22 protein-coding genes are annotated in these 19,272 nt (G+C 44.3%); 10 read left to right on the forward strand and 12 right to left on the reverse strand.

The features are described from left to right. Window positions 1–388 precede the first annotated feature (388 nt). The gene (bolA, locus tag KJB35_RS21805; RefSeq protein WP_005380262.1) at window positions 389–697 is read right to left on the reverse strand and encodes a transcriptional regulator BolA; all 309 of its coding nucleotides are present in this window, start codon (window positions 695–697) and stop codon (window positions 389–391) included. A 243-nt stretch (window positions 698–940) separates the two neighbouring features. Between bolA and KJB35_RS21810 the strand changes: the two genes are divergently transcribed. The 4 genes from KJB35_RS21810 (at window position 941) to KJB35_RS21825 (ending at window position 4,666) form a co-directional block, all read left to right on the forward strand. Next, on the forward strand, window positions 941–2,095 hold the full coding sequence (locus tag KJB35_RS21810; protein ID WP_005380260.1) for a methyltransferase: 1,155 nt from the start codon (window positions 941–943) through the stop codon (window positions 2,093–2,095). 32 nt (window positions 2,096–2,127) lie between these two features. Beyond that, window positions 2,128–2,697: a YajG family lipoprotein gene (locus tag KJB35_RS21815; RefSeq protein ID WP_005380259.1), complete on the forward strand. Its 570-nt coding sequence runs from the start codon at window positions 2,128–2,130 to the stop codon at window positions 2,695–2,697. Further along, complete coding sequence (locus KJB35_RS21820; RefSeq protein ID WP_005380258.1) at window positions 2,697–3,242, forward strand: peptidylprolyl isomerase; 546 nt, start codon at window positions 2,697–2,699, stop codon at window positions 3,240–3,242. The genes KJB35_RS21815 and KJB35_RS21820 overlap by 1 nt, the downstream gene beginning before the upstream one ends. Window positions 3,243–3,313: 71 nt before the next feature. Then, window positions 3,314–4,666, forward strand: a complete 1,353-nt coding sequence (locus KJB35_RS21825) for an MFS transporter (protein ID WP_005380257.1) — start codon at window positions 3,314–3,316, stop codon at window positions 4,664–4,666. 63 nt (window positions 4,667–4,729) lie between these two features. Here the strand turns inward: KJB35_RS21825 and KJB35_RS21830 are convergent, their stop codons facing one another. Genes KJB35_RS21830 through KJB35_RS21845 form a run of 4 tightly spaced genes read right to left on the reverse strand, consistent with a single transcriptional unit; the run spans window position 4,730 to window position 7,966 of the window. After that, complete coding sequence (locus KJB35_RS21830; protein WP_005380256.1) at window positions 4,730–5,389, reverse strand: ChrR family anti-sigma-E factor; 660 nt, start codon at window positions 5,387–5,389, stop codon at window positions 4,730–4,732. Then, entirely contained in the window at window positions 5,386–5,970 is a 585-nt protein-coding gene (locus KJB35_RS21835; protein WP_285357491.1) for an RNA polymerase sigma factor, read from the reverse strand. The genes KJB35_RS21830 and KJB35_RS21835 overlap by 4 nt, the downstream gene beginning before the upstream one ends. Window positions 5,971–6,014: 44 nt before the next feature. Further along, a complete protein-coding gene (locus KJB35_RS21840; RefSeq protein WP_005380254.1) occupies window positions 6,015–7,373 on the reverse strand; it encodes a DUF4397 domain-containing protein in 1,359 nt (452 codons plus the stop codon). Then, a complete protein-coding gene (locus tag KJB35_RS21845; protein WP_005380253.1) occupies window positions 7,370–7,966 on the reverse strand; it encodes an LON peptidase substrate-binding domain-containing protein in 597 nt (198 codons plus the stop codon). Before KJB35_RS21845 ends, KJB35_RS21840 begins: the two co-directional genes overlap by 4 nt. Window positions 7,967–8,289: 323 nt before the next feature. On the opposite strand from KJB35_RS21845, the gene KJB35_RS21850 reads away from it, so the two are divergent. The 4 genes from KJB35_RS21850 to csdA all read left to right on the forward strand — a co-directional run bounded on the left by KJB35_RS21850 (window position 8,290) and on the right by csdA (window position 11,893). Beyond that, window positions 8,290–9,087 (forward strand): outer membrane protein OmpK, encoded by a 798-nt coding sequence (locus tag KJB35_RS21850; RefSeq protein ID WP_005385292.1) that lies wholly within the window; start codon window positions 8,290–8,292, stop codon window positions 9,085–9,087. Between the two features lie 108 nt (window positions 9,088–9,195). Beyond that, window positions 9,196–10,086, forward strand: a complete 891-nt coding sequence (panE, locus tag KJB35_RS21855; RefSeq protein ID WP_017820775.1) for a 2-dehydropantoate 2-reductase — start codon at window positions 9,196–9,198, stop codon at window positions 10,084–10,086. Continuing rightward, the gene (locus KJB35_RS21860) at window positions 10,083–10,682 is read left to right on the forward strand and encodes a DJ-1 family glyoxalase III (RefSeq protein WP_006742560.1); all 600 of its coding nucleotides are present in this window, start codon (window positions 10,083–10,085) and stop codon (window positions 10,680–10,682) included. The genes panE and KJB35_RS21860 overlap by 4 nt, the downstream gene beginning before the upstream one ends. Then, on the forward strand, window positions 10,682–11,893 hold the full coding sequence (csdA, locus tag KJB35_RS21865) for a cysteine desulfurase CsdA (RefSeq protein ID WP_213908245.1): 1,212 nt from the start codon (window positions 10,682–10,684) through the stop codon (window positions 11,891–11,893). Before KJB35_RS21860 ends, csdA begins: the two co-directional genes overlap by 1 nt. Before the next feature lie 33 nt (window positions 11,894–11,926). On the opposite strand, the gene KJB35_RS21870 is transcribed toward csdA, so the two are convergent. The 5 genes from KJB35_RS21870 to KJB35_RS21890 all read right to left on the reverse strand — a co-directional run bounded on the left by KJB35_RS21870 (window position 11,927) and on the right by KJB35_RS21890 (window position 16,346). Then, on the reverse strand, window positions 11,927–12,847 hold the full coding sequence (locus KJB35_RS21870; protein ID WP_238843113.1) for a GGDEF domain-containing protein: 921 nt from the start codon (window positions 12,845–12,847) through the stop codon (window positions 11,927–11,929). A 309-nt stretch (window positions 12,848–13,156) separates the two neighbouring features. After that, window positions 13,157–13,585: a cysteine desulfurase sulfur acceptor subunit CsdE gene (csdE, locus tag KJB35_RS21875; protein ID WP_064354248.1), complete on the reverse strand. Its 429-nt coding sequence runs from the start codon at window positions 13,583–13,585 to the stop codon at window positions 13,157–13,159. A 19-nt stretch (window positions 13,586–13,604) separates the two neighbouring features. Then, window positions 13,605–14,414: a tRNA cyclic N6-threonylcarbamoyladenosine(37) synthase TcdA gene (gene tcdA, locus KJB35_RS21880; RefSeq protein ID WP_005380241.1), complete on the reverse strand. Its 810-nt coding sequence runs from the start codon at window positions 14,412–14,414 to the stop codon at window positions 13,605–13,607. A 99-nt stretch (window positions 14,415–14,513) separates the two neighbouring features. Continuing rightward, the gene (gene mltA, locus KJB35_RS21885; RefSeq protein WP_012841480.1) at window positions 14,514–15,617 is read right to left on the reverse strand and encodes a murein transglycosylase A; all 1,104 of its coding nucleotides are present in this window, start codon (window positions 15,615–15,617) and stop codon (window positions 14,514–14,516) included. A gap of 273 nt (window positions 15,618–15,890) precedes the next feature. Continuing rightward, window positions 15,891–16,346, reverse strand: coding sequence for a DUF2850 domain-containing protein (locus tag KJB35_RS21890; protein WP_213908243.1), 456 nt, complete (start codon window positions 16,344–16,346; stop codon window positions 15,891–15,893). 162 nt (window positions 16,347–16,508) lie between these two features. Between KJB35_RS21890 and argA the strand changes: the two genes are divergently transcribed. Next, complete coding sequence (gene argA, locus KJB35_RS21895; RefSeq protein WP_136976875.1) at window positions 16,509–17,846, forward strand: amino-acid N-acetyltransferase; 1,338 nt, start codon at window positions 16,509–16,511, stop codon at window positions 17,844–17,846. 416 nt (window positions 17,847–18,262) lie between these two features. Beyond that, the gene (locus tag KJB35_RS21900) at window positions 18,263–18,451 is read left to right on the forward strand and encodes a hypothetical protein (RefSeq protein WP_005380230.1); all 189 of its coding nucleotides are present in this window, start codon (window positions 18,263–18,265) and stop codon (window positions 18,449–18,451) included. Window positions 18,452–18,499: 48 nt separating this feature from the next. On the opposite strand, the gene KJB35_RS21905 is transcribed toward KJB35_RS21900, so the two are convergent. Next, window positions 18,500–18,871, reverse strand: coding sequence for a hypothetical protein (locus tag KJB35_RS21905; RefSeq protein WP_031780957.1), 372 nt, complete (start codon window positions 18,869–18,871; stop codon window positions 18,500–18,502). Window positions 18,872–18,897: 26 nt separating this feature from the next. Then, window positions 18,898–19,272: a hypothetical protein gene (locus KJB35_RS21910; protein WP_170890496.1), complete on the reverse strand. Its 375-nt coding sequence runs from the start codon at window positions 19,270–19,272 to the stop codon at window positions 18,898–18,900.

The raw sequence follows: 19,272 nt of genomic DNA on the forward strand, positions 1-19,272 counted from the left end.
GTTTTAAACATCAAAATCGCAACATCCTATTAAAAATCTCGTCACAAGGAATACGCGAGATTTATCAGGTGCCGTAGTCTAGCATTTTTTAGGAACTTGATGCCATGATCAATCATTAGAATAGAGGGGTTATTTCGGTAGAATCAGGTCTAAAAGGTCAAAGAATAGTCATAACTTTGACCCATCGCACAAATGCCATATTCCATACATATCTTATGGAAAAGTGATATTCATCGCCTGAAATATTCTGCAATTTCCATTCATTTGTTGAAACACTGTTAACACATTTTTTAACCAGAATTTGTGCCACGTTAACGTCCCTAAAGAATGTAAAACGAAAAAAGATGGCCTTAAGCCACCTTTCTCTGCACCTTTATATCTTGCGTTTTTAGTGACCGCCACCCATACACATCGGGCTATCAGGGGCGCCATCTTGTTCACGCTTCCACTCTTCATCAGTGTATGTATGAATAGCTAATGCATGAATGTGGTTATCCAGTTCATCTGCCAAAATTTGATGAACTTGACGATGGCGCCCAATCAAACGCTGTCCCGCGAACGAATCACTCACAACAATCACTTTGAAATGACTCTCTGAGCCTGGTGGCACATTATGCATGTAGCTCTCATTAATGACTTTGAGATAGCTGGGTTGCAGCTCACTGTGTAGTTTCTTCTCTATGATTTCTTGGATCATATTCGTTCCTCATTGATGCGAATTCCATAAGTATATACCTAAGTAAAGCAGACATGCATCACTCAAACGTCACTCTCATTATTGACGCACTTTGTAGACATATTGTCTCAAGGCGCTCGACTCCATGAACATGCCTAGAGAGCAGCCATCACTGAACTCGTAAAATTTGACAGCTTTTTGTATCTCGACACGTCATCATTTGCGACAATAACACTTAATTTCTAAATCAACTTACATTTAGCTATGAAAACCGAACTGAACCTTCACGAGCGAAGCTTAACACTTCATCGTTTCCCAAAACGTAGTAACGAAACGCTACAAGCGTGGGATGCCGGTGATGAGTATCTTATTAATCATGTTGAAGAGCTTGCTTTGCCAGACAATCAAAACATCCTCGTGATTAATGACAGCTTTGGTGCCCTCTCCTGCTGGTTTTCGGAAAAGCACCATGTAACGCTAATGAGTGATTCATTCATCTCACATAAAGGTGCACAGCAAAATCTCGAGCAAAACCAGTGCAATAAAGTAGCGTTTGCCACCACGATGGACCTCGTTCCTGCCAATATTGATCTCGTCTTGCTGCAACTGCCCAAAAGTAACCGCCATCTAGTGTGGATACTAAGCCAATTAAGAAAGGCGCTACCGGCTTCCTGCCCCGTCATTGCAGTCAATAAAGCGAAAGACATTCATACTTCGACGCTAAAACTGTTTGAAAAATACTTAGGCGAAACAAAAACATCTTTGGCCTGGAAAAAGCACAGATTGGTGTTTTCTCAAGCAACAGTTGAGCCTACGATTGAAGTAATGCCTTTCACGACTTGGCGCGTTGATGGCGAAGATATCGAACTCAAGAACATGCCAAATGTCTATTCAGGAGAAAGTTTAGATTTAGGTGCACGCTTTATGCTGCAGCACCTGCCTCAAGACCCTTCAATAGACAATGTCATCGACCTCGGCTGCGGCAATGGTGTTCTGTCTGTTAAATTTGGTCAGTTGAATCCAAATGCTCGGCTAACATGTGTTGATGAAAGCTTTATGGCGCTTGAGTCGGCAAAACAGAACCTACGCGACAACCTTGGTGAAAATAGAGACATACAGTGCATAGCGAACAATTGCTTGGACGGTTTTAAACACAGCAGCAGCTCTATGGTTATGTGTAATCCACCGTTTCATCAACAACAGGCAATCACCGATCATATTGCTTGGCAAATGTTCTGCGATGCTAAACAAGTATTAAGTGAAAATGGCCGTTTACTGGTTATCGGAAATCGTCACCTCGGGTACGACGCAAAACTCAAACGTCTGTTTGGCGATAAAAATGTGAAACTTATCGCTTCCAACAATAAGTTTGTGATTTTACAGGCTACAAAAAATCCTGCTAAATTAAGCGCAAAATAAGCTTTAGCAAAATAGTTAAAAGGAATAATAAAATGAGAAAATTGGTACTTGCGGCTTCGGTTGCGTTGCTTGCTGCGTGTTCAGCCCCTCAACAACCTCAGCTGAACCTGATGCCAGAAAGCACATTGAGCACCAATCCAATTGTTCAAGGCAAGACTTACAGTTTGACCAGCAAAGATGTACGTGCAGCGCAGTACGTGGCGTTGGTGGATAACGGCCGTTCGAACATTCTTCCTCTTCATGCTAAACAGAATTTACGTATTGCGTTAGAAGAAGCATTAGAGAAGCAATTCTCATCTCAAGGTTTCCATGCGGATCTAAACAGCAACAACGCGATTGAATTGAGCGTTCAAGAAGCGTTGGTCAACGTGAAGCATTCGGTGATGGAAAATGAGATGGATGCTAAAGTTGTGCTGGAAATCACAGCAGAGACACCTGAGGGCAAGCTAGTCAAAACTTATACAGGTACAGCAAAGCGATCTGGCACATTGAGTGCTTCTGATGCCGATATTGAAGAGACATTGAATGATGTGGTGACATTGACGCTTAAAGAGATTGCCAATGACCCTGAGCTTCGTCAATACATGCAGGAGCGTTTCTAATGTTACGCAAAGCGATTCTGTCCTTAGCACTACTCAGCTGCAGCGTTTGGGCTGGACCAAAAGTAGCGTTTGAAACGACACTTGGTTCATTTACGGTTGAGTTAAACGAAGAGAAAGCACCTATCACTGTCGCTAATTTTCTAAAATATGTAGAAGATGGGAGCTACGAGGGTACTATTTTTCATCGTATTATCCCAGGCTTCATGGCACAAGGTGGCGGCTTTAACCAAGATATGCAGATGGTGAAAACATACGCGCCAATCAAAAACGAAGGAAATAATGGTCTAAACAATGACCGTGCTACCATCGCCATGGCACGAACCAATGCACCAAACTCTGCAACTCGTCAGTTTTTCGTCAACTTAGTCGACAATGACTTTCTCAACTATGGCGCTCGACCACCAGGTTATGCTGTATTTGGTGAGGTTACTGAGGGGTTCGACGTTATCCAGAAAATGGCTCAGCAGCCGACCACGACGGTAGGCCGAATGCGTGATGTACCAGAGACGCAAATCGTCATCACCAAAGCTACACTACTTAAATAGCCAAAACGATAAGCCCTTTGAATAATCGAAGGGCTTTCTCTTTCAACGGCTTCATTTTATTGGATTGATTTATGTCTTCATTACCTTCCATCACTTGGTTGGAAACGGTAAAAAGTTACCTCGATAAACGACTCATGTGGGTTTTCATGCTGGGCTGCTCTAGCGGCTTTCCGTGGGTTCTTATCGGCTCAAACATGTCAGGTTGGCTAAAAGATGCCGGCTTGACCCTCTCCGCAATTGGCTATTTTGGTAGCGTTTTTGCGGTCTATGCGATCAACTTTCTGTGGGCACCTCTGGTTGACCGCGTGAAGCTGCCAGTCCTCTTTAGACTGCTGGGGCAAAGACGTAGCTGGATTTTCTTTTGTCAAAGTATCGTACTCGTCGCTACCCTATTTATTGCCGGCGTAAATCCAGCGGAAAACTTGGTGTTTGCGTCACTACTCGCCTTGTGTATTGCAACGGCTTCAGCGACACAAGACATCGCAATTGATGCTTTTCGTATTGATACTTTCCCAAAGTCAGAAGAGTCTAAACTGCCTCAAGCTTCTGCAATGGCGGTCATTGGCTGGTGGACAGGTTATTCACTACCGGGTTATTTAGCGTTTGTTAATGCTGATAGCGTCGGTTGGAATGGTGTGTATTACGGGATGGCGGTGATAGTCGGCATTCTAATGGTCTTTACGATTTTAGTCGGTGAGCCGAAGACTCAACGCGAACAACTTCAGTCTGCCGCTGAACAACGACACAAAGAAGTGGTTGGTTCAAAAGTCGTAGCTTGGTTTACCGTGACTGTTGTAGAACCTTTCCTTGATTTCTTTAATCGCAATGGCGTCCGTGTCGCGATTACTCTGTTGCTGTTCGTTTTCCTATTTAAAATTGGCGAAGCGTTTTTGGGCAGGATGTCGATCGCGTTCTATAAAGATATTGGTTTTAGCAATGAACAAATTGGCTATTACTCCAAACTGATTGGTTGGGGAGCCACCATCTTCTTTACTTTTGTCGGAAGCATGTTCAACGTTAGGTTTGGTATTGTACGTGGATTAATGATCGGCGGTATTGCTATGTCTGCCAGTAACTTGATGTTTGCATGGATTGCTTCGGTAGGCCCAAACGAGCACTTGTACTTAGCCACGATTATTGTCGATAACTTTACGACTGCTTTCTCAACCGTCGCTTTTGTTTCATTTTTGACGATTCTAACCGGGCAAGCATTTTCGGCAACTCAGTATGCATTGCTTGCCTCTCTAGGAAACTTCGGACGGACGACTCTTGCTTCTTTCAGTGGTGAGCTAGTGGATTATCTTAATGATTGGAGCACATTCTTCGTGCTTACCGCTGTCATGGTCGTGCCAAGCTTGATTATGTTGTACTCGCTACGACATTACTTTGATGCTCTATTGGAAAAAGCACGTCACAAGCATTAACGAAGCATATAAAAAACCACCGAATTCGGTGGTTTTTGTTTTGCGATATATAAGATAAGAGGTCTATGGGTATAACCCTTTACCAAACATATTAAATATACGTGCCACGCCTTGAGTAAAGATCATCGGCTCAGTCAATACGGTTAAACACAAGCAGTCTTCTCCGGCCTTAGTGTAAGGGCTATGCTTCACTGATGCGTCTCTAATCATCAAATCGCCTTCTTCATATTGGCCATCCTCGTCACTAAATCCGCCATGTAGGATCAATGTAGACTCCAGGCCTTTGTGCGTATGTTGAGGAATTTGCACATCTTCCCCGATGTACATTAAGCTGACACGAGCGTCTTCCCCTAGGTCAATCTGAGCACTGAAAACCTTGCCTCCGTAACTTCTCCATGACCCTACGAGGTCAGAGAAACGCGCTAGAGTTTTAGGAAGAGCGAAACTTTTTCCTGCGACATTAACAGCAGCAGAGTCGCGGATCACGATATTATCAGTCGCTGGCTCCGCATTGATGATGTCATTAAACATGTCGTCAAATTCAGAAACATACTCAGAAGGTATGTCACTTACGATGTTCGCTTGACTTGCTTCGACTTGGTTCACATAAGCTCGGCACTTGGTGCATGTTTCTAAATGGGTTGCGACCACAAGACCAGAAACCGCATCAATGCTTCCCGAAGCGTATGCTTCTAACAAGCTGTTATCTGGGTGTTTGTTCATAGTTGCTCCGTATGCATTGAATGCCTTAGCTTTTCTACTGCAAGCCTCAGCCTGGATTTTACAGTACCGAGGGGTATATCAAATAATTCCGCGACCTGTTGATGAGGTAGCTCTTCAAGATATACCGCTTGTAAAACATCTCTCTGGTTTTTCGGTAAAATATCTAAAAACTTAACCACCTGTTCTTTCAACATATCTTGTTCTGGTGAATAGTGATCAACAAGATCAGGTGGATAATACTCTGACGGCCAAATGTCATCAGAATGAATGTGTAATTCTTTACCTTTCTGTTTTCTCAGCAAATCAAAACAAAGGTTTCGAATTATGGTATATATCCAAGTCGATAACGCGCTCTTTTCACCATCATAGAGGTGCGCTTTCTGCCAAACTGTCGCCATGGTCTCTTGCACTATCTCCATAGCAACTTGCTCATTACCAACATGTTTGTAAGCGAATTGCTTCAGCTTGGGTGCGTAAAAACGGAATACAAAAGCGAACGCATCTTTGTCTCGAGCCTTCACTTTATCCATGTAATCGTTCCAATCACTGCGCCCCAGTTTTTTCGGGCTATCACTCATCATAATCGGCCTTAATTTGTGGGAGGAGTCTCCTCCTCCCATTCGTCCTAATCGGTCACGTCATCGACCAACAAGTTGAAACCACCGTTGTTCCCATCATCAATGGCAACGACTTGGTACACAACACCGTTCATTACATTGACTGGTGCTGAGTCAACCGCAACAATACTTGGGTTACCAGCCACTGTTACCGTTACATAATATGTACCTTCAGCGACATATAATCCTTGTACGCTATTTTTATACGCAAAATTAGCAATAGTTGGATCACTTCCATCTATTCCTGCACTCGTAGTGAGGTAAATATCCACCATTTCCGCTATAGGATTAGCCGCAGCGTGTGTCACATTCAATGTCGCGCTAGTCGCCACAGCGCGTCTCATATCTTCAACAACCAGAGCTTCGATATCAATCGCTGGGCTAACAACACCGACTGCATAAACACTGTAATCCATTCCACCTGCAACCATTAACCCGTCAACATCTATGATCGGATTGGTTGTTGTGCCATCCACGTAAACGTCAATATCGTAAGCGCCAGCAGCAAGATCCAAATAACCACGAATCTCTTTGAACGCTAAGTCGGCAAGAGGAGCGAAGGCCGCCCCGTTAACGTTAACATCGACGACTGGCGCTCCATCGACAAGGTGTCCGACTCTTACTTCAGCTTGGCTGCCCATATCTTCAATTATAGAAGAGCCCGAACCGTCCAACACCAAGAGTTTGACAGGTGACGTGCTATTCGAATCTCCTGTGCCGATAGCGGCAATCGTCAAGTTGGAATTAGCCGCAAGAGGTACTGTGCCGGAGTCAAAAGCAACGCTGTCTCCTACGGCAAGTCGAACTTGATACTCACCAGCTGGGATGTTCAATACGTCGGTAGAAGCTTTGTAAGCAAGGTTAGTTATTGGAGTCGCGCTAGCAAGAGCAACACCTGGCTCAGTGACATAAAGATCAACAGCAGGAACGCCTGAAGCTGCATGAACAACTTGAACATCTAGACTATTGGCATCAGCCATTGAATCGGCGCTGCGAGTCACAACTAAAGGCTCAACTGGGTTTGGCGAACCATCGGCATCGCCAACAACGAACACGTTATAATTGAGGTCGGAATCAAGATCTAGTTCTGTTTTAGGTATTACGGTCGCGGTTTCATTACCTGGGAGCTGAACATCGACCTGAATCGAATTCATCCCCTCTCGCAATTTAACGTAGCCAGATCCCACACCATAATCAACATTCGTTAATGATGGTTTATCGTTGATCCACACATTTGCAAGCGGCGCATCAGAAGACGCGTGCACTGCTTGTAAATTGGAATACTCGATAGTGTCACTGTCGGAGCCACACGCCGCCAGTCCTAATGCCGCCACCATAGTTAGCGCAGCTCTGCCAAATCCTTTCATATCCTTGCCTCTTTGTTAGTCGGGGCTTCTATGGCTTCTGTCAGAAATTGCAACGCAGGAATGCAGTTCTCTGCGCCAACGAGCTGTTCGAACAGATTGCAGTCTAAAGGAAGTAATTCAAGCCAGCGCTGGGTCACCCAAGCTGAGTCATCGTAAAAACGATGCTGGTAGAGGTTTCCAAGTTGAGGAAACTCTTCATAAACATGGGATAACTGCTGGCTTAAATAGAAGAAATCTGGTGAGTTGTCTGGATGTTGCCAATTGTCTAACCATTCGACCTCTGCATGGCGTAAGCCGTCCGCATCTGCACGAACTCGTTTGACAACAAAGCGTTTCTCACCAGCGACTGTAATACCAAGAAGACCATCACTGAGTGTTTCAAAATCAACAATCCTGACCAAAGTTCCGATAGATGAAACGTTACCCACGTCTTTAGGGTCACCTTCACTTCCTACTAGGCAAACTCCAAAACCCACATTTTGTAGGCTGCATTCCTTTACCATTCGCTTATATCGTGGCTCAAAAATGCGCAGATTCATTTTACCTTCAGGGAGTACAACTGAAGTGAGTGGGAATAACATGACTTCTTTCATTCAAACGTCCTCTTTGATTCACGGATACATACGAATCCCTTATCACTCCGATCACTAACGATTTATGTTGGTTAATCGACTGGCTTAAAAAGTCATAAAATCGCTCACGCAAACGATCCAAATCACACATTTATTGCAATAAAATGCAACAAACAAAAAGTTCCGTAAATAAAGATAATTTCGTGATGCAACTCACCAAAAACGTTTCATTTTGCACCCTTTATCACTTTCATTTGGGATTTTTATCGCTATTATTCCCGCCAATTGGAAAGCGCAGCACAGATTGCGTGTTCTAAATCATTACAAACATAGAGAGTCCCCTTATGCGTAAATCACTTTTAGCTCTTAGCCTTCTAGCGGCTACTTCAGCTCCAGTTATGGCGGCAGATTACTCTGACGGCGATATTCACAAAAACGATTACAAGTGGATGCAATTTAACCTAATGGGTGCATTTGACGAACTTCCAGGTGAGTCTTCACACGACTACCTAGAAATGGAATTCGGCGGCCGCTCTGGTATCTTCGACCTTTACGGCTACGTTGATGTATTCAACCTAACTTCTGATCCAGGTAGCGACAAAGCTGGCGCAGAGAAGATCTTTATGAAATTCGCTCCACGTATGTCTCTAGATGCGGTAACTGGTAAAGACCTATCTTTCGGTCCAGTTCAAGAGCTATACGTTGCAACTCTAATCGAGTGGGGTGGTAACTCTGGTGTTAACTCTCAAAAAATCGGTCTAGGTTCTGACGTAATGGTTCCTTGGTTTGGTAAAGTTGGTGTTAACCTATACGGCACTTACGACGGCAACAAAAAGGATTGGAACGGTTTCCAAATCTCGACTAACTGGTTCAAACCATTCTACTTCTTCGAGAACGGTTCATTCATTTCTTACCAAGGCTACATCGATTACCAATTCGGTATGGATGATGATGCTGGTAACAAGTTTGGTTCAACCGCGTCAAACGGTGGTGCAATGTTCAACGGTATCTACTGGCACTCAGACCGCTTCGCAGTGGGTTACGGTCTAAAAGGTTACAAAGACGTGTACGGTATCAAAGATACTGATGGGTTCAAGTCAACTGGCTTTGGCCACTACCTTGCTGTAACTTACAAGTTCTAATTGAACCACTAAGTTTGCTCAAAAATGGCGCCTTTCGGCGCCATTTTTATTTGCTTTCCTTTTTTCCCTCATTATCCTTGCAGCAAACCTTTTTAATGAGAGCGTTTGGTGAATATCCTTATCCTCGGTCCAGGTGCGGTGGGCTCACTCTGGGCAACAAAATTTAAGCTTGCCGGGCACAATGTTTCATTGTGGGGAAGAAGTTCTGAAAGCCAACAATCACTTCAGTTGGATGACACACCCGCAATCGTATTCAGTAATCAAGATATTTCCTCCGTAAATAAAGCAGATCTCATTTTGATCACGGTAAAAGCTTGGCAAGTGGAAGACGCCATTCAGCCTTTGCTCCCTCATATCAATACAGACACGATTATCATGCTGATGCACAATGGTATGGGTACTGCCTCTGCCTTGGAGAAGGTTGTGCCAAACAATCCGATAGTGCTCGCAACAACGACGCACGGCGCATACAAACCAGATAACCAACACGTATTGCATACCGGTCACGGAACAACGCAAGCGGGTGGTTATAATGACAAAGGAATGCAGTGCGCTTTTCTGCAAGATGTTATGCATCATGCTCTTCCAGAGGTCATTTGGAATCCACACATCCAATCTGCGTTATGGACTAAGTTAGCAATTAACTGCGCGATTAACCCACTGACTGCGATTCACCAGTGTAAGAATGGTGAGCTTGCGCAGCCCGAGTTTAAGATACAACTCGAAAGCATCACTCAAGAACTGGTTGAAGTAATGAGTAAAGAAGGTATTGCTATCGAGTTTCGCTCTCTTTTCGATACGGTAATGCAAGTGGTGAACGCCACAGCTGAGAACTATTCTTCAATGAGGCAAGACGTATTCCATCAACGTCGAACGGAAATTGATTTTATAACCGGATACTTGTTAAAGGCTGCCGAGAAACATCGTATCAATACGCCTGAGAATTTAAAACTTTACCAACGCATCAAACAAATAGAACAAAGCTGGACAGAACAATGAGTAAGAAAATCTTAGTGCCAATAGCTCCAGGCACCGAAGAAATGGAAGCCGTCACCGTTATCGACATGATGGTTCGCGCGGGTTATGACGTTACAGTAGCGAGTGCTGCTTTTGATGGCTCATTGACGATGAAAGCTTCTCGCGGAGTCACACTAACTGCCGATTGTAAGCTAGTCGATATCGCTGATGATGAGTTTGACGCCATAGCGCTTTCTGGTGGTGTTGGTGGTGCAGAAATTTTTCGTGATAGCACGGTGATGATAGAAATCCTTAAGCAGCACATCTACGAGGGAAAATTGGTCGCTGCTATCTGCGCAGCACCGGCGTTGGTATTGCAACACCATGATCTTTTCCCACAATCACTGATGACCTGTCACCCGAGCTTTCAGTCACATATCCCGGAAGAGAAGTGGCGCAGCAAACGCGTGACCTTTGATATCAACCACAACCTGATCACCAGTCAAGGTCCGGGTACAGCTTTAGAGTTCGCGATGGAAGTAATCATTCAACTCTCAGGTAAAAAACACGCATGGTCAGTTGCTGAACCAATGATCCCTCTGCCTACTCTGCACTACCACAAGCTTGGTGAGGAATAATGTTTGACGTAAATGCTGTACGCGAGCAATTTCCTGCTCTAAACCAATCCGTCAACGATACGCCCTTAGTGTATCTAGATAGCGCAGCGACAACGCAAAAACCGCAATGTGTGATTAATGTCATCAGTCATTACTACAGTGCGCAAAATGCCAATGTTCACCGTGGCAGCCATAGTTTAACGGCTAATGCCACCAGCCAATTTGAAGCGGCACGAGAACGAGTGGCAAGCTTTATTGGTGCAAACAGCTCTAAAGAGATCATTTGGACACGGGGCGCAACCGAAGCACTGAACTTAATTGCTCAAACCTACGCCCGTAGCACGTTACAACCAGGTGATGAGATCTTGATTAGCGAGATGGAGCACCACGCCAACATCGTGCCCTGGCAAATCGTGGCAGAGCAAACGGGTGCTAAAGTCATTAAAGTTCCGATGACATCAGATTGCCAGTTCGACATCAGTGCATTTGAGGCGCTTCTGTCTGACCGCTGTAAAATTGTTGCTTGCGCGCAAATAACCAACGTAACAGGCACACGCCAACCTATAGAAAAAATCACTGAACTGGCGCACAACGTTGGCGCGGTTATTGTAGTTGATGGCGCGCAAGGCATCGTACATGAGCAACTTGATTTATCGGCATCAGATATCGATTTCTACGTTTTCTCAGGTCACAAACTTTATGCACCAGCAGGCATTGGGGTTTTATACGGCAAGCTTGAACTTTTGGAAGCCATGCCACCATGGCACGGCGGCGGTAAAATGGTTGAACGCGTTTCTTTCGAAAAAACGACGTTTTCTGCACTTCCTGGAAAATTTGAAGCGGGCACACCAAACGTTGCGGGCGCGATTGCTCTAGCGAAAGCCATTGAGTGGTACCAAGGTTTTGACCATCACGAAGTAGAGACTCATCTCCATGCGCTTCAGGATAAGGCCTACCAAGCACTAAGCGCTTTGGATGACATTCATATTCTAGGCTATCAACCGAATGCCTCTGTACTGACGTTCGTCATGGACGGCGTTCATCACCAAGATATTGCGACGCTGCTCGATCAACAAGGCATTGCGGTACGAGCAGGGCACCACTGCGCTCACCCATTGATGGATGCGCTAAATGTGAAAGGCACGGTACGCGTCTCTTTTGGTATTTATAACACGACGAACGATGTGGAAAGACTCATCGCCGCCGTAGAAAAAGCCGTCGACATGCTATAACGCCAACGGTTTGATTTGGAGTAACCAACAAGGTTACTCCATCTGCCTATCCAGAGTCGCCACGCAATTTCTGCCATTTCTTTTCGCAGCATAAAGCGCTTTATCTGCATGCGCATACAAACGTTTGGTGGTTTCATTTCTGCCTATTTCCACCACGCCTACACTCACCGTGACCGGAATTTCAATCTTTTCAAATTCGAACTGACAATTTTGAATGTGGGAACGTACTTCCTCTCCTACCTCTTTCGCCGCCGACAGAGAAGTTTCTGGCAAAATAATCGCAAACTCCTCCCCTCCGACTCTTGCGAAAATTTCATCTTTGACGAGTAAGTGAGAAACCAAATCAGCTAACGTTTCTAAGACATGGTCTCCCGCATCATGACCACGTTTATCATTAATGACTTTAAAAAAGTCCAAATCAAACAATAACAACGCGGAGTGATAGTTCGGCTCTTGAGCTTTAATGACCTCTTCTGTGAGCTTTTCGAAAAAAACACGTCGGTTGTAGATATTGGTGAGAGCATCTATTTGGCTTTGATGGCGAAGAAGGGTTTCAACTCGGTGGCGATTGGAGATGTTGCGTGTAAGAATAAGGACAACGCGACGACCCCGGTATTTTATAGCGAGTGGGCAGATCTTGCCTTCGTAGTATAGGTCGCCTCTTGGCCCACTGTTAGCATCTATTCCCTGAATGCTGTCGGCGCACATCTTGTACTCGATCGTCACAATACTGTCTTGTTTCAGTGATCGACTGATCTGCTCGATAAACCAGTCAGCTTTATCTTTTTCAAGTACGCCGTGAAGTGTCTTACCTATCAAATTGCTTCCATCGTGATAGGCTTTTTTATCTGTTCCTCCAAAAACATCAATATAGATACCATCTTCACTCAGAATAAAAGTGGGGTCTGGCATTCCGGATAACACGTCTTGCGCATGTTCCAAGGTGAATTGCATATAGGGAGGTTCCTAGCATTTGTATCTAAGTAACCCAATCGCTTCCAAGTGTGTTTCCACATTGGGGAATAGGAGCGAATGGGGCATATGTCTATTATCTAATATAGACAAATTTTAAATACAATTGAGTTTATAAAAACCAAGTGGGCAATATAATGAACCAGGATCAATAGAATGGTTAATTAACGCTAAAATAGTCGACCATTTGCATACTTTTTATCCATATGCAAAAAATATCTCAACTCAGATACAAAAAACGCCAAACAGCTAGGCTATTCGGCGTTTTTTAAGAATTGGGAAAATGACTCGTTACACGGCGGTTTGCTTAATCTGCTCTACAATAGCTTTCAAGCCATTACCACGTGACGGGCTTAAATGGGAGACAAGCCCCATCTGATCAAAATAAGCATCAATATCAAAAGCTTGAATTTGATCGGCCGTTTTTCCGTCATAAGCCGCCATCACCAAGGCAATCAATCCACGGACGATACGCGCATCGGAGTCCGCACAAAAATGCCAAACGCCATCTTGCTCTTGGCTCACTAACCACACCAAGCTTTCACAACCCGAAACGGTAACTTGTTCTGATTTCAGCTCTTCTGGCATTTTTGGCAGCTTTTTACCCCACTGAATAACCTGACGGTAACTATCTTCCCAGCCTTTAAATTGCTGCATAGTCGCTACAATGTCTTCGCTGGTGATATCTGTACCAAATGGAGAAACGGGAAAATCTGTCATGATGCGCTCTTCTTCTAGTTTACTTCTTATATTTTGAAATCAACTTCTCAACGATTCGCGATACTGCGACAAAGCCAAACGTTGCAGTTACCACAGTCGCCGCCCCAAAGCCGCTAGCACAATCCATACGTTTTGGACCTTCCGCTGTCGACTTCACACCACACACTGAACCATCTGCTTGAGGGTACTTCAGCTGCTCGGTTGAAAATACGCAATCAATACCAAACTTACGAGCCGGGTTCTTAGGGAAGTTATGATGACGACGCAGGGTGTCTTTGATTTTCTTCGCTAGAGGATCTTGGATCGTTTTCGTTAAGTCAGCGACCATGATCTGCGTTGGGTCAACCTGACCACCAGCGCCCCCCGTAGTGATCACTTTGATCTTGTTGCTGCGGCAATACGCCAACAAAGACGCCTTCGCTTTTACGCTGTCAATCGCATCTAGCACGTAATCAAACTCTTTGCTTAAGTACTCATGTTGATTGTCTGGCGTGATGAAATCATCAATCAGATTGACTTTACACTCTGGGTTGATCAATTTGACACGCTCGGCCATCACTTCAATTTTGCTTTGGCCAACGGTGCCCGTCATCGCATGAATTTGGCGGTTAATATTCGTGACACAAACATCGTCCATATCAATCAGAGTCAGCTCACCGATCCCGGTACGGGCCAGCGCTTCGACCGCCCATGAACCCACGCCACCAATACCAATAACACAAACGTGTGCAGCGCGAAGAATGTCCACTTCACTGTTGCCATAAAGACGACGAGTGCCGCCAAAGCGTTGATTGTAGCTGTCAGATGCTGGGGTATCGAGTTCACGCATATTGAAGTCCAGATGATCGATAGAAAAACAAAGAGTGCGATTTATACGCACTCTTTGATGAAATGTCTAGATAAGAGGCGGTTCCTCTTTCTTGGGTCGCTATTGTAGCTTTTCTGGCGGTAAAGCCCAAGGCGCTTGAGTTGGTGAGTTTTCCAGCCCAAGTTTCCACACTCGACCAAAATGCTTGTAGTGCCCTGCTTCCGTTCCCGCTCTCGCACCAATACCATGATACAGATCCAAATGGTTCTGTTTTACCGCACCACCAGTGTCTAAAACGATCAGCATTCGCAGTTGATGCGCACCGCTCCACGTACCATCCGCATTCAGCAATGGTACTTCCGCCAAGATTGGTGTGCCCATTGGTAAGATAGAACGGTCACCCGCGACCGCGGCCATTGGCAACAAAGGAATACCAGCCGATCCCGTTACTGGCGCTTCCGCTTTTGGCGCAAAGAAAACGTAAGAAGGGTTTTGCTCCAACAACTCGCGTACTGTTGCGTCGTCGTTGTCCATCACCCACTCTTTAATCGCTTTGAGAGACATTTTTTCACGCGGCACTTCACCACGTTCAATCAAAATGCGGCCAATACTAACGTAAGCTTTATTATTTTTCCCTGCGTACGCGAAGTACTCCAACGTATCATCATCTTCAAAATGCACATAGCCACTGCCCTGCACTTCCATCATAAACGGGTCAATACGATTAGGCGCATAACCTAGCACTAAACCTTGTCCATCTAGTGCTCCATTGTAGATCTCCGCGCGAGTCGGACAATCTGATGAGCAGTTTGGCTTGCCATAAACTGGGTACTTAAAAATGTCGTTTGGTGTATGACGCAGTTCCATCACGGGAGAGAAGTATCCGGTAAACAACACATTACCTTTTTTATCACCACCACCCAATTGCGCGGCTTGAATGCCAAACGCACTCAACGCACTGGTATCTCCGCTCTGTTGCGCCCACTCACTTAATCGTTGATATAGCGGTTGGTACATCTTCGCCATGGATGGTGACTTTATCACCACTTGCTCAGCTTGCTTGTTAAATTCAGTAAAATCGCGTGGTTTGTTAGACTCAACCACATCCACTTGATTGAGGATCTGAGGAAACTCACCATCAAGATATTGCTGAGCACGATCATTTTGTTGAGCACAGCCAAAGAGTAGGCTCAAAGAGATAATAGGAAGGAGTTTTTTTAACACGTGTCTTTTCCGTAAAAGAGAATAGCAAAAGGATGGCAAACAAATGCATACGGTGCAATTGAAAAGCAACGACAAAATGTTTCAACGCTAAGCCAATCCGTTTACTCGTTGTGAATTCATTCAGTTAATACAACATGATAGCAGCGGAAGAATTACGGAATTGTCCGGATTATGTTTGAAAGTAAGATTTACTGATTGAGAGATGAAATTGTGATCATCCATGTGACTCACAGACGCAAGAGATCTCTGCTTAACAGACAAAGATAAAAACGACTATCTTACCGCAATCCTTGCACGCCCCTCTAAACGGAATACAGGTAGATAATGTGCATTGGCATCCAGCTTCATTTCTGCATGCTGCTTACCCACAAAATTGAAGTTCCGCTCATTTGAACCCACTCGATACGAAAACGAATCCCCATCGAATTCAAAACTGGTCGCCACTGTAGAACCATTTACGGTAACACCGCGCTCACTCAACACAAATTCTTCACGAGCATAAGGCGCAACATCTTGCTCAACCCAGCGACCATAAATTGTCGATTTGGGAATGGGCGGATTAATGGTTCGAGTAATCAAATCACTATACAGCATGCACACGACAACGGTTCCAACTATCGCTATAAGCATGAGAGAACGCTCTAGCCACTTACGAAGCATTGATTTAGATGACGTTTTTGACAGATTTGAAGCAGTGATCGCAGCATTCTTATTAACAGCAGAAGACATGAGGTTCACGTATTGAGGAAAGACGCCACCATTGTAACCTTCCCTCTTAACGGGACCAAGAACCTACCTCAATATGTTTGTGCTTTATTCCAAAATTTCACCTTGCCACCGAGTGAATAAAAAGGCATCATTTTAACATAATTAAACAAAGGAATGGCTGTAGTGAAAATTCGTAGTACTGCTCTCGTAAAAGGATTCCGTCAATCAACACCTTATGTCAATGCTCACCGCGGAAAAACCATGGTGATCATGCTGGGCGGAGAAGCCGTCGCACACAAAAATTTTGGCAATATTATTAATGATATCGCACTCATGCACAGCCTCGGAATCAAAGTCGTGGTGGTGTATGGTGCACGTCCTCAAATTAATCAGCTGCTAGAAAAACAAGACCTCACTACGCCTTACCACAAAAATATCCGCATTACGGATGAATCGGCTTTATCTTTTGTTATGCAAGCTGCCGGACAACTTCAACTTGCGATTACTGCGCGCCTATCAATGAGCCTCAACAACACTCCGATGGCAGGCACCCAGCTCAATGTCGTTAGCGGAAACTACATCATTGCTCAGCCACTCGGCGTTGATGATGGTGTGGACTATTGCCATAGTGGACGCATTCGCCGCATTGACACCGATGCTATCAACCGCACTCTTGATCAAGGTTCAATTGTTCTGCTAGGTCCCATTGCTAGCTCTGTGACTGGCGAGTGCTTCAATTTATTATCGGAAGAAGTCGCCACCCAACTAGCGATAAAGCTGGGTGCGGATAAGCTGATTGGTTTTTGCTCCGAACAAGGTGTCATTGATGACAACGGCAATGCTGTCGCCGAGTTACTACCAATTGAGGCGGAGCATGTCATCAAAACGCTCTCTGAAAATACGTCTCCTGACCTAGATTACAACACTGGAACACTGCGCTTTCTTAAAGGCTCTATTGCCGCTTGCCGTGCCGGAGTACCTCGTAGCCACTTGATCAGTTATAAAGTAGATGGCGCCTTAATTCAGGAGTTGTTCTCTTTCGACGGTATCGGTACCCAAGTTGTTATGGCGAGTGCTGAACAAGTGAGGCAAGCTAATATTGACGATATTGGCGGTATCTTAGACCTCATTCGCCCGTTAGAAGAACAAGGTGTACTGGTTAGGCGCTCTCGAGAACAGCTAGAGCAAGAGATTGGAAAATTTACCATCATCGAAAAAGACGGCTTGATTATTGGCTGTGCTGCCCTTTATCCATACCCAGAAGAGCGTAAAGCTGAGATGGCTTGCGTAGCGATTCACCCTGACTATCGTGATGGAAACCGAGGTTTGTTACTGCTCAACTACATGAAACATCGTTCTAAATCCGAAACCATTGATCAGATTTTTGTCCTCACGACACACAGTTTGCATTGGTTTAGAGAGCAAGGTTTTTACGAAGTCAGTGTCGACTATTTGCCTGGAGCCAAACAAGGGTTATATAACTTCCAGCGTAAGTCAAAAATCTTAGCGTTAGATTTATAGCTTAACCTTAAACCAGGGAGCGAAACTTAACGTTCCGCTATACCAAAACCTCAAGGTGCGGGATTCAGTTCATTCACGCTCAACCCTGCACATCGAGCTTGTTTAGGAACGAGTTTGTTGAGGAATAAGGCCACACATAAACCCTACTCCGGACTAGCGGGTCATCATGTAAACCCAACTTAGAAATGCGCAAACCATTGCTTGATTTTTGTTCCAATTTTATCTTTTAAATATACATTTGGTTGGCTATACTCTGCTCGCTAGTGATTGGTTTTTAACCAATACGAAATGGATCTAGGTGATGTAATGTAGCCTTCACCCTAAAATACTGGGCAATTGAAAAACTAGTTAGCTCCGTATTGCACACCAAGGACAGTTGTTAATCTGACTTTAAATAAGCCGAGACGAGCACTGTTATGAGAACAATCATTTGTAATTCGCTTCAAAGCTTCTGGGATATGGCTGACAATCAGTTTTTAGAAGGCCTAGACGTCCACTGTGTTTTCCCCGTAAATGACGCTATCCGAGATTTTATTCTTGCTTATCAACAGCAATACAAAATACGCAGCGTGTCTTTTACCAATGCGTTTGCAAAACATGCATAAAAGAAGACCGAGCCATAAGCTCGGTCTTCTTTTACGTACGTAATTAATTCAAAACAAAATCATAGCTAACAAAGATGCAAAAATAGTGACTACGATAAAGATTAAAATAGTCCAGTACACTAGCCCAATACTTATGAACCACTTTGGGCAAACTCTACGAATATCTGTTAGCTTTCTTTTTTTGGCCAACTTAGGAAATGCAACTGCGGCAACAAGAGCTAATCCATGTATTAAGGCCCCAAAGTGAAATCCAGAAACTAAAGCAAGCTCAATATCTGTATAGTGCTCACTAGTATACGCATAGTGCTTTACTTTTTGCGGCGTGATAACAATAAGCAAAATACCTACTATCAGGTACCAAAAAACTAACAAAGCACCTGCAACAAAAAATGTAATAAAAGAAACTTCTAATAACTGCAAACTTCACCGACCTTCTATTCCAGCTCTCAAGTAATAGACATCCAAACCACCATTGAGCCTAAAGTGATCATAGCTAGAAGCAATAAAACGCTTATATAAATACGGCAAATTCCGATGAATAGACCGGAGCAAACTTGATGAATATCAGCAAAGCCCCTTCTCCTCGCTAAAGTTGGTAAAGCGACCGCCGCAACTAAGCCTACACCATGTACTAAAGCACCAAAGTGAAAACCCGAGACTAAAGCTAACTCTACTTCTGAATAATGTTTCGGATAAAAAGCAAACCGCTTCACCTTTAGTGGTATAAAAAATATAAAAATTGCTCCGATAATAACGAACCATAAAAACGTACCTCCTCCGGCGATAAAGAAGGTTAGAAAAGACGAGTCGAGCAATCCCAT

Source organism: Vibrio sp. D431a, from assembly GCF_030248655.1.
Classification (GTDB): domain Bacteria; phylum Pseudomonadota; class Gammaproteobacteria; order Enterobacterales; family Vibrionaceae; genus Vibrio; species Vibrio alginolyticus.

Coding starts and splice junctions, on each gene's coding strand:
- KJB35_RS21860 (WP_006742560.1), top strand. CDS start 10,083: ATGAGTAAGAAAATCTTAGTGCCAATAGCTCCAGGCACCGAAGAAATG.
- KJB35_RS21840 (WP_005380254.1), bottom strand. CDS start 7,373: ATGAAAGGATTTGGCAGAGCTGCGCTAACTATGGTGGCGGCATTAGGA.
- bolA (WP_005380262.1), bottom strand. CDS start 697: ATGATCCAAGAAATCATAGAGAAGAAACTACACAGTGAGCTGCAACCC.
- KJB35_RS21845 (WP_005380253.1), bottom strand. CDS start 7,966: ATGAAAGAAGTCATGTTATTCCCACTCACTTCAGTTGTACTCCCTGAA.
- KJB35_RS21910 (WP_170890496.1), bottom strand. CDS start 19,272: ATGGGATTGCTCGACTCGTCTTTTCTAACCTTCTTTATCGCCGGAGGA.
- KJB35_RS21890 (WP_213908243.1), bottom strand. CDS start 16,346: ATGTCTTCTGCTGTTAATAAGAATGCTGCGATCACTGCTTCAAATCTG.
- KJB35_RS21835 (WP_285357491.1), bottom strand. CDS start 5,970: ATGATGAGTGATAGCCCGAAAAAACTGGGGCGCAGTGATTGGAACGAT.
- KJB35_RS21870 (WP_238843113.1), bottom strand. CDS start 12,847: ATGCAATTCACCTTGGAACATGCGCAAGACGTGTTATCCGGAATGCCA.
- KJB35_RS21850 (WP_005385292.1), top strand. CDS start 8,290: ATGCGTAAATCACTTTTAGCTCTTAGCCTTCTAGCGGCTACTTCAGCT.
- csdE (WP_064354248.1), bottom strand. CDS start 13,585: ATGACAGATTTTCCCGTTTCTCCATTTGGTACAGATATCACCAGCGAA.
- KJB35_RS21810 (WP_005380260.1), top strand. CDS start 941: ATGAAAACCGAACTGAACCTTCACGAGCGAAGCTTAACACTTCATCGT.
- KJB35_RS21820 (WP_005380258.1), top strand. CDS start 2,697: ATGTTACGCAAAGCGATTCTGTCCTTAGCACTACTCAGCTGCAGCGTT.
- csdA (WP_213908245.1), top strand. CDS start 10,682: ATGTTTGACGTAAATGCTGTACGCGAGCAATTTCCTGCTCTAAACCAA.
- KJB35_RS21900 (WP_005380230.1), top strand. CDS start 18,263: ATGAGAACAATCATTTGTAATTCGCTTCAAAGCTTCTGGGATATGGCT.
- KJB35_RS21825 (WP_005380257.1), top strand. CDS start 3,314: ATGTCTTCATTACCTTCCATCACTTGGTTGGAAACGGTAAAAAGTTAC.
- KJB35_RS21815 (WP_005380259.1), top strand. CDS start 2,128: ATGAGAAAATTGGTACTTGCGGCTTCGGTTGCGTTGCTTGCTGCGTGT.
- tcdA (WP_005380241.1), bottom strand. CDS start 14,414: ATGCGTGAACTCGATACCCCAGCATCTGACAGCTACAATCAACGCTTT.
- KJB35_RS21830 (WP_005380256.1), bottom strand. CDS start 5,389: ATGAACAAACACCCAGATAACAGCTTGTTAGAAGCATACGCTTCGGGA.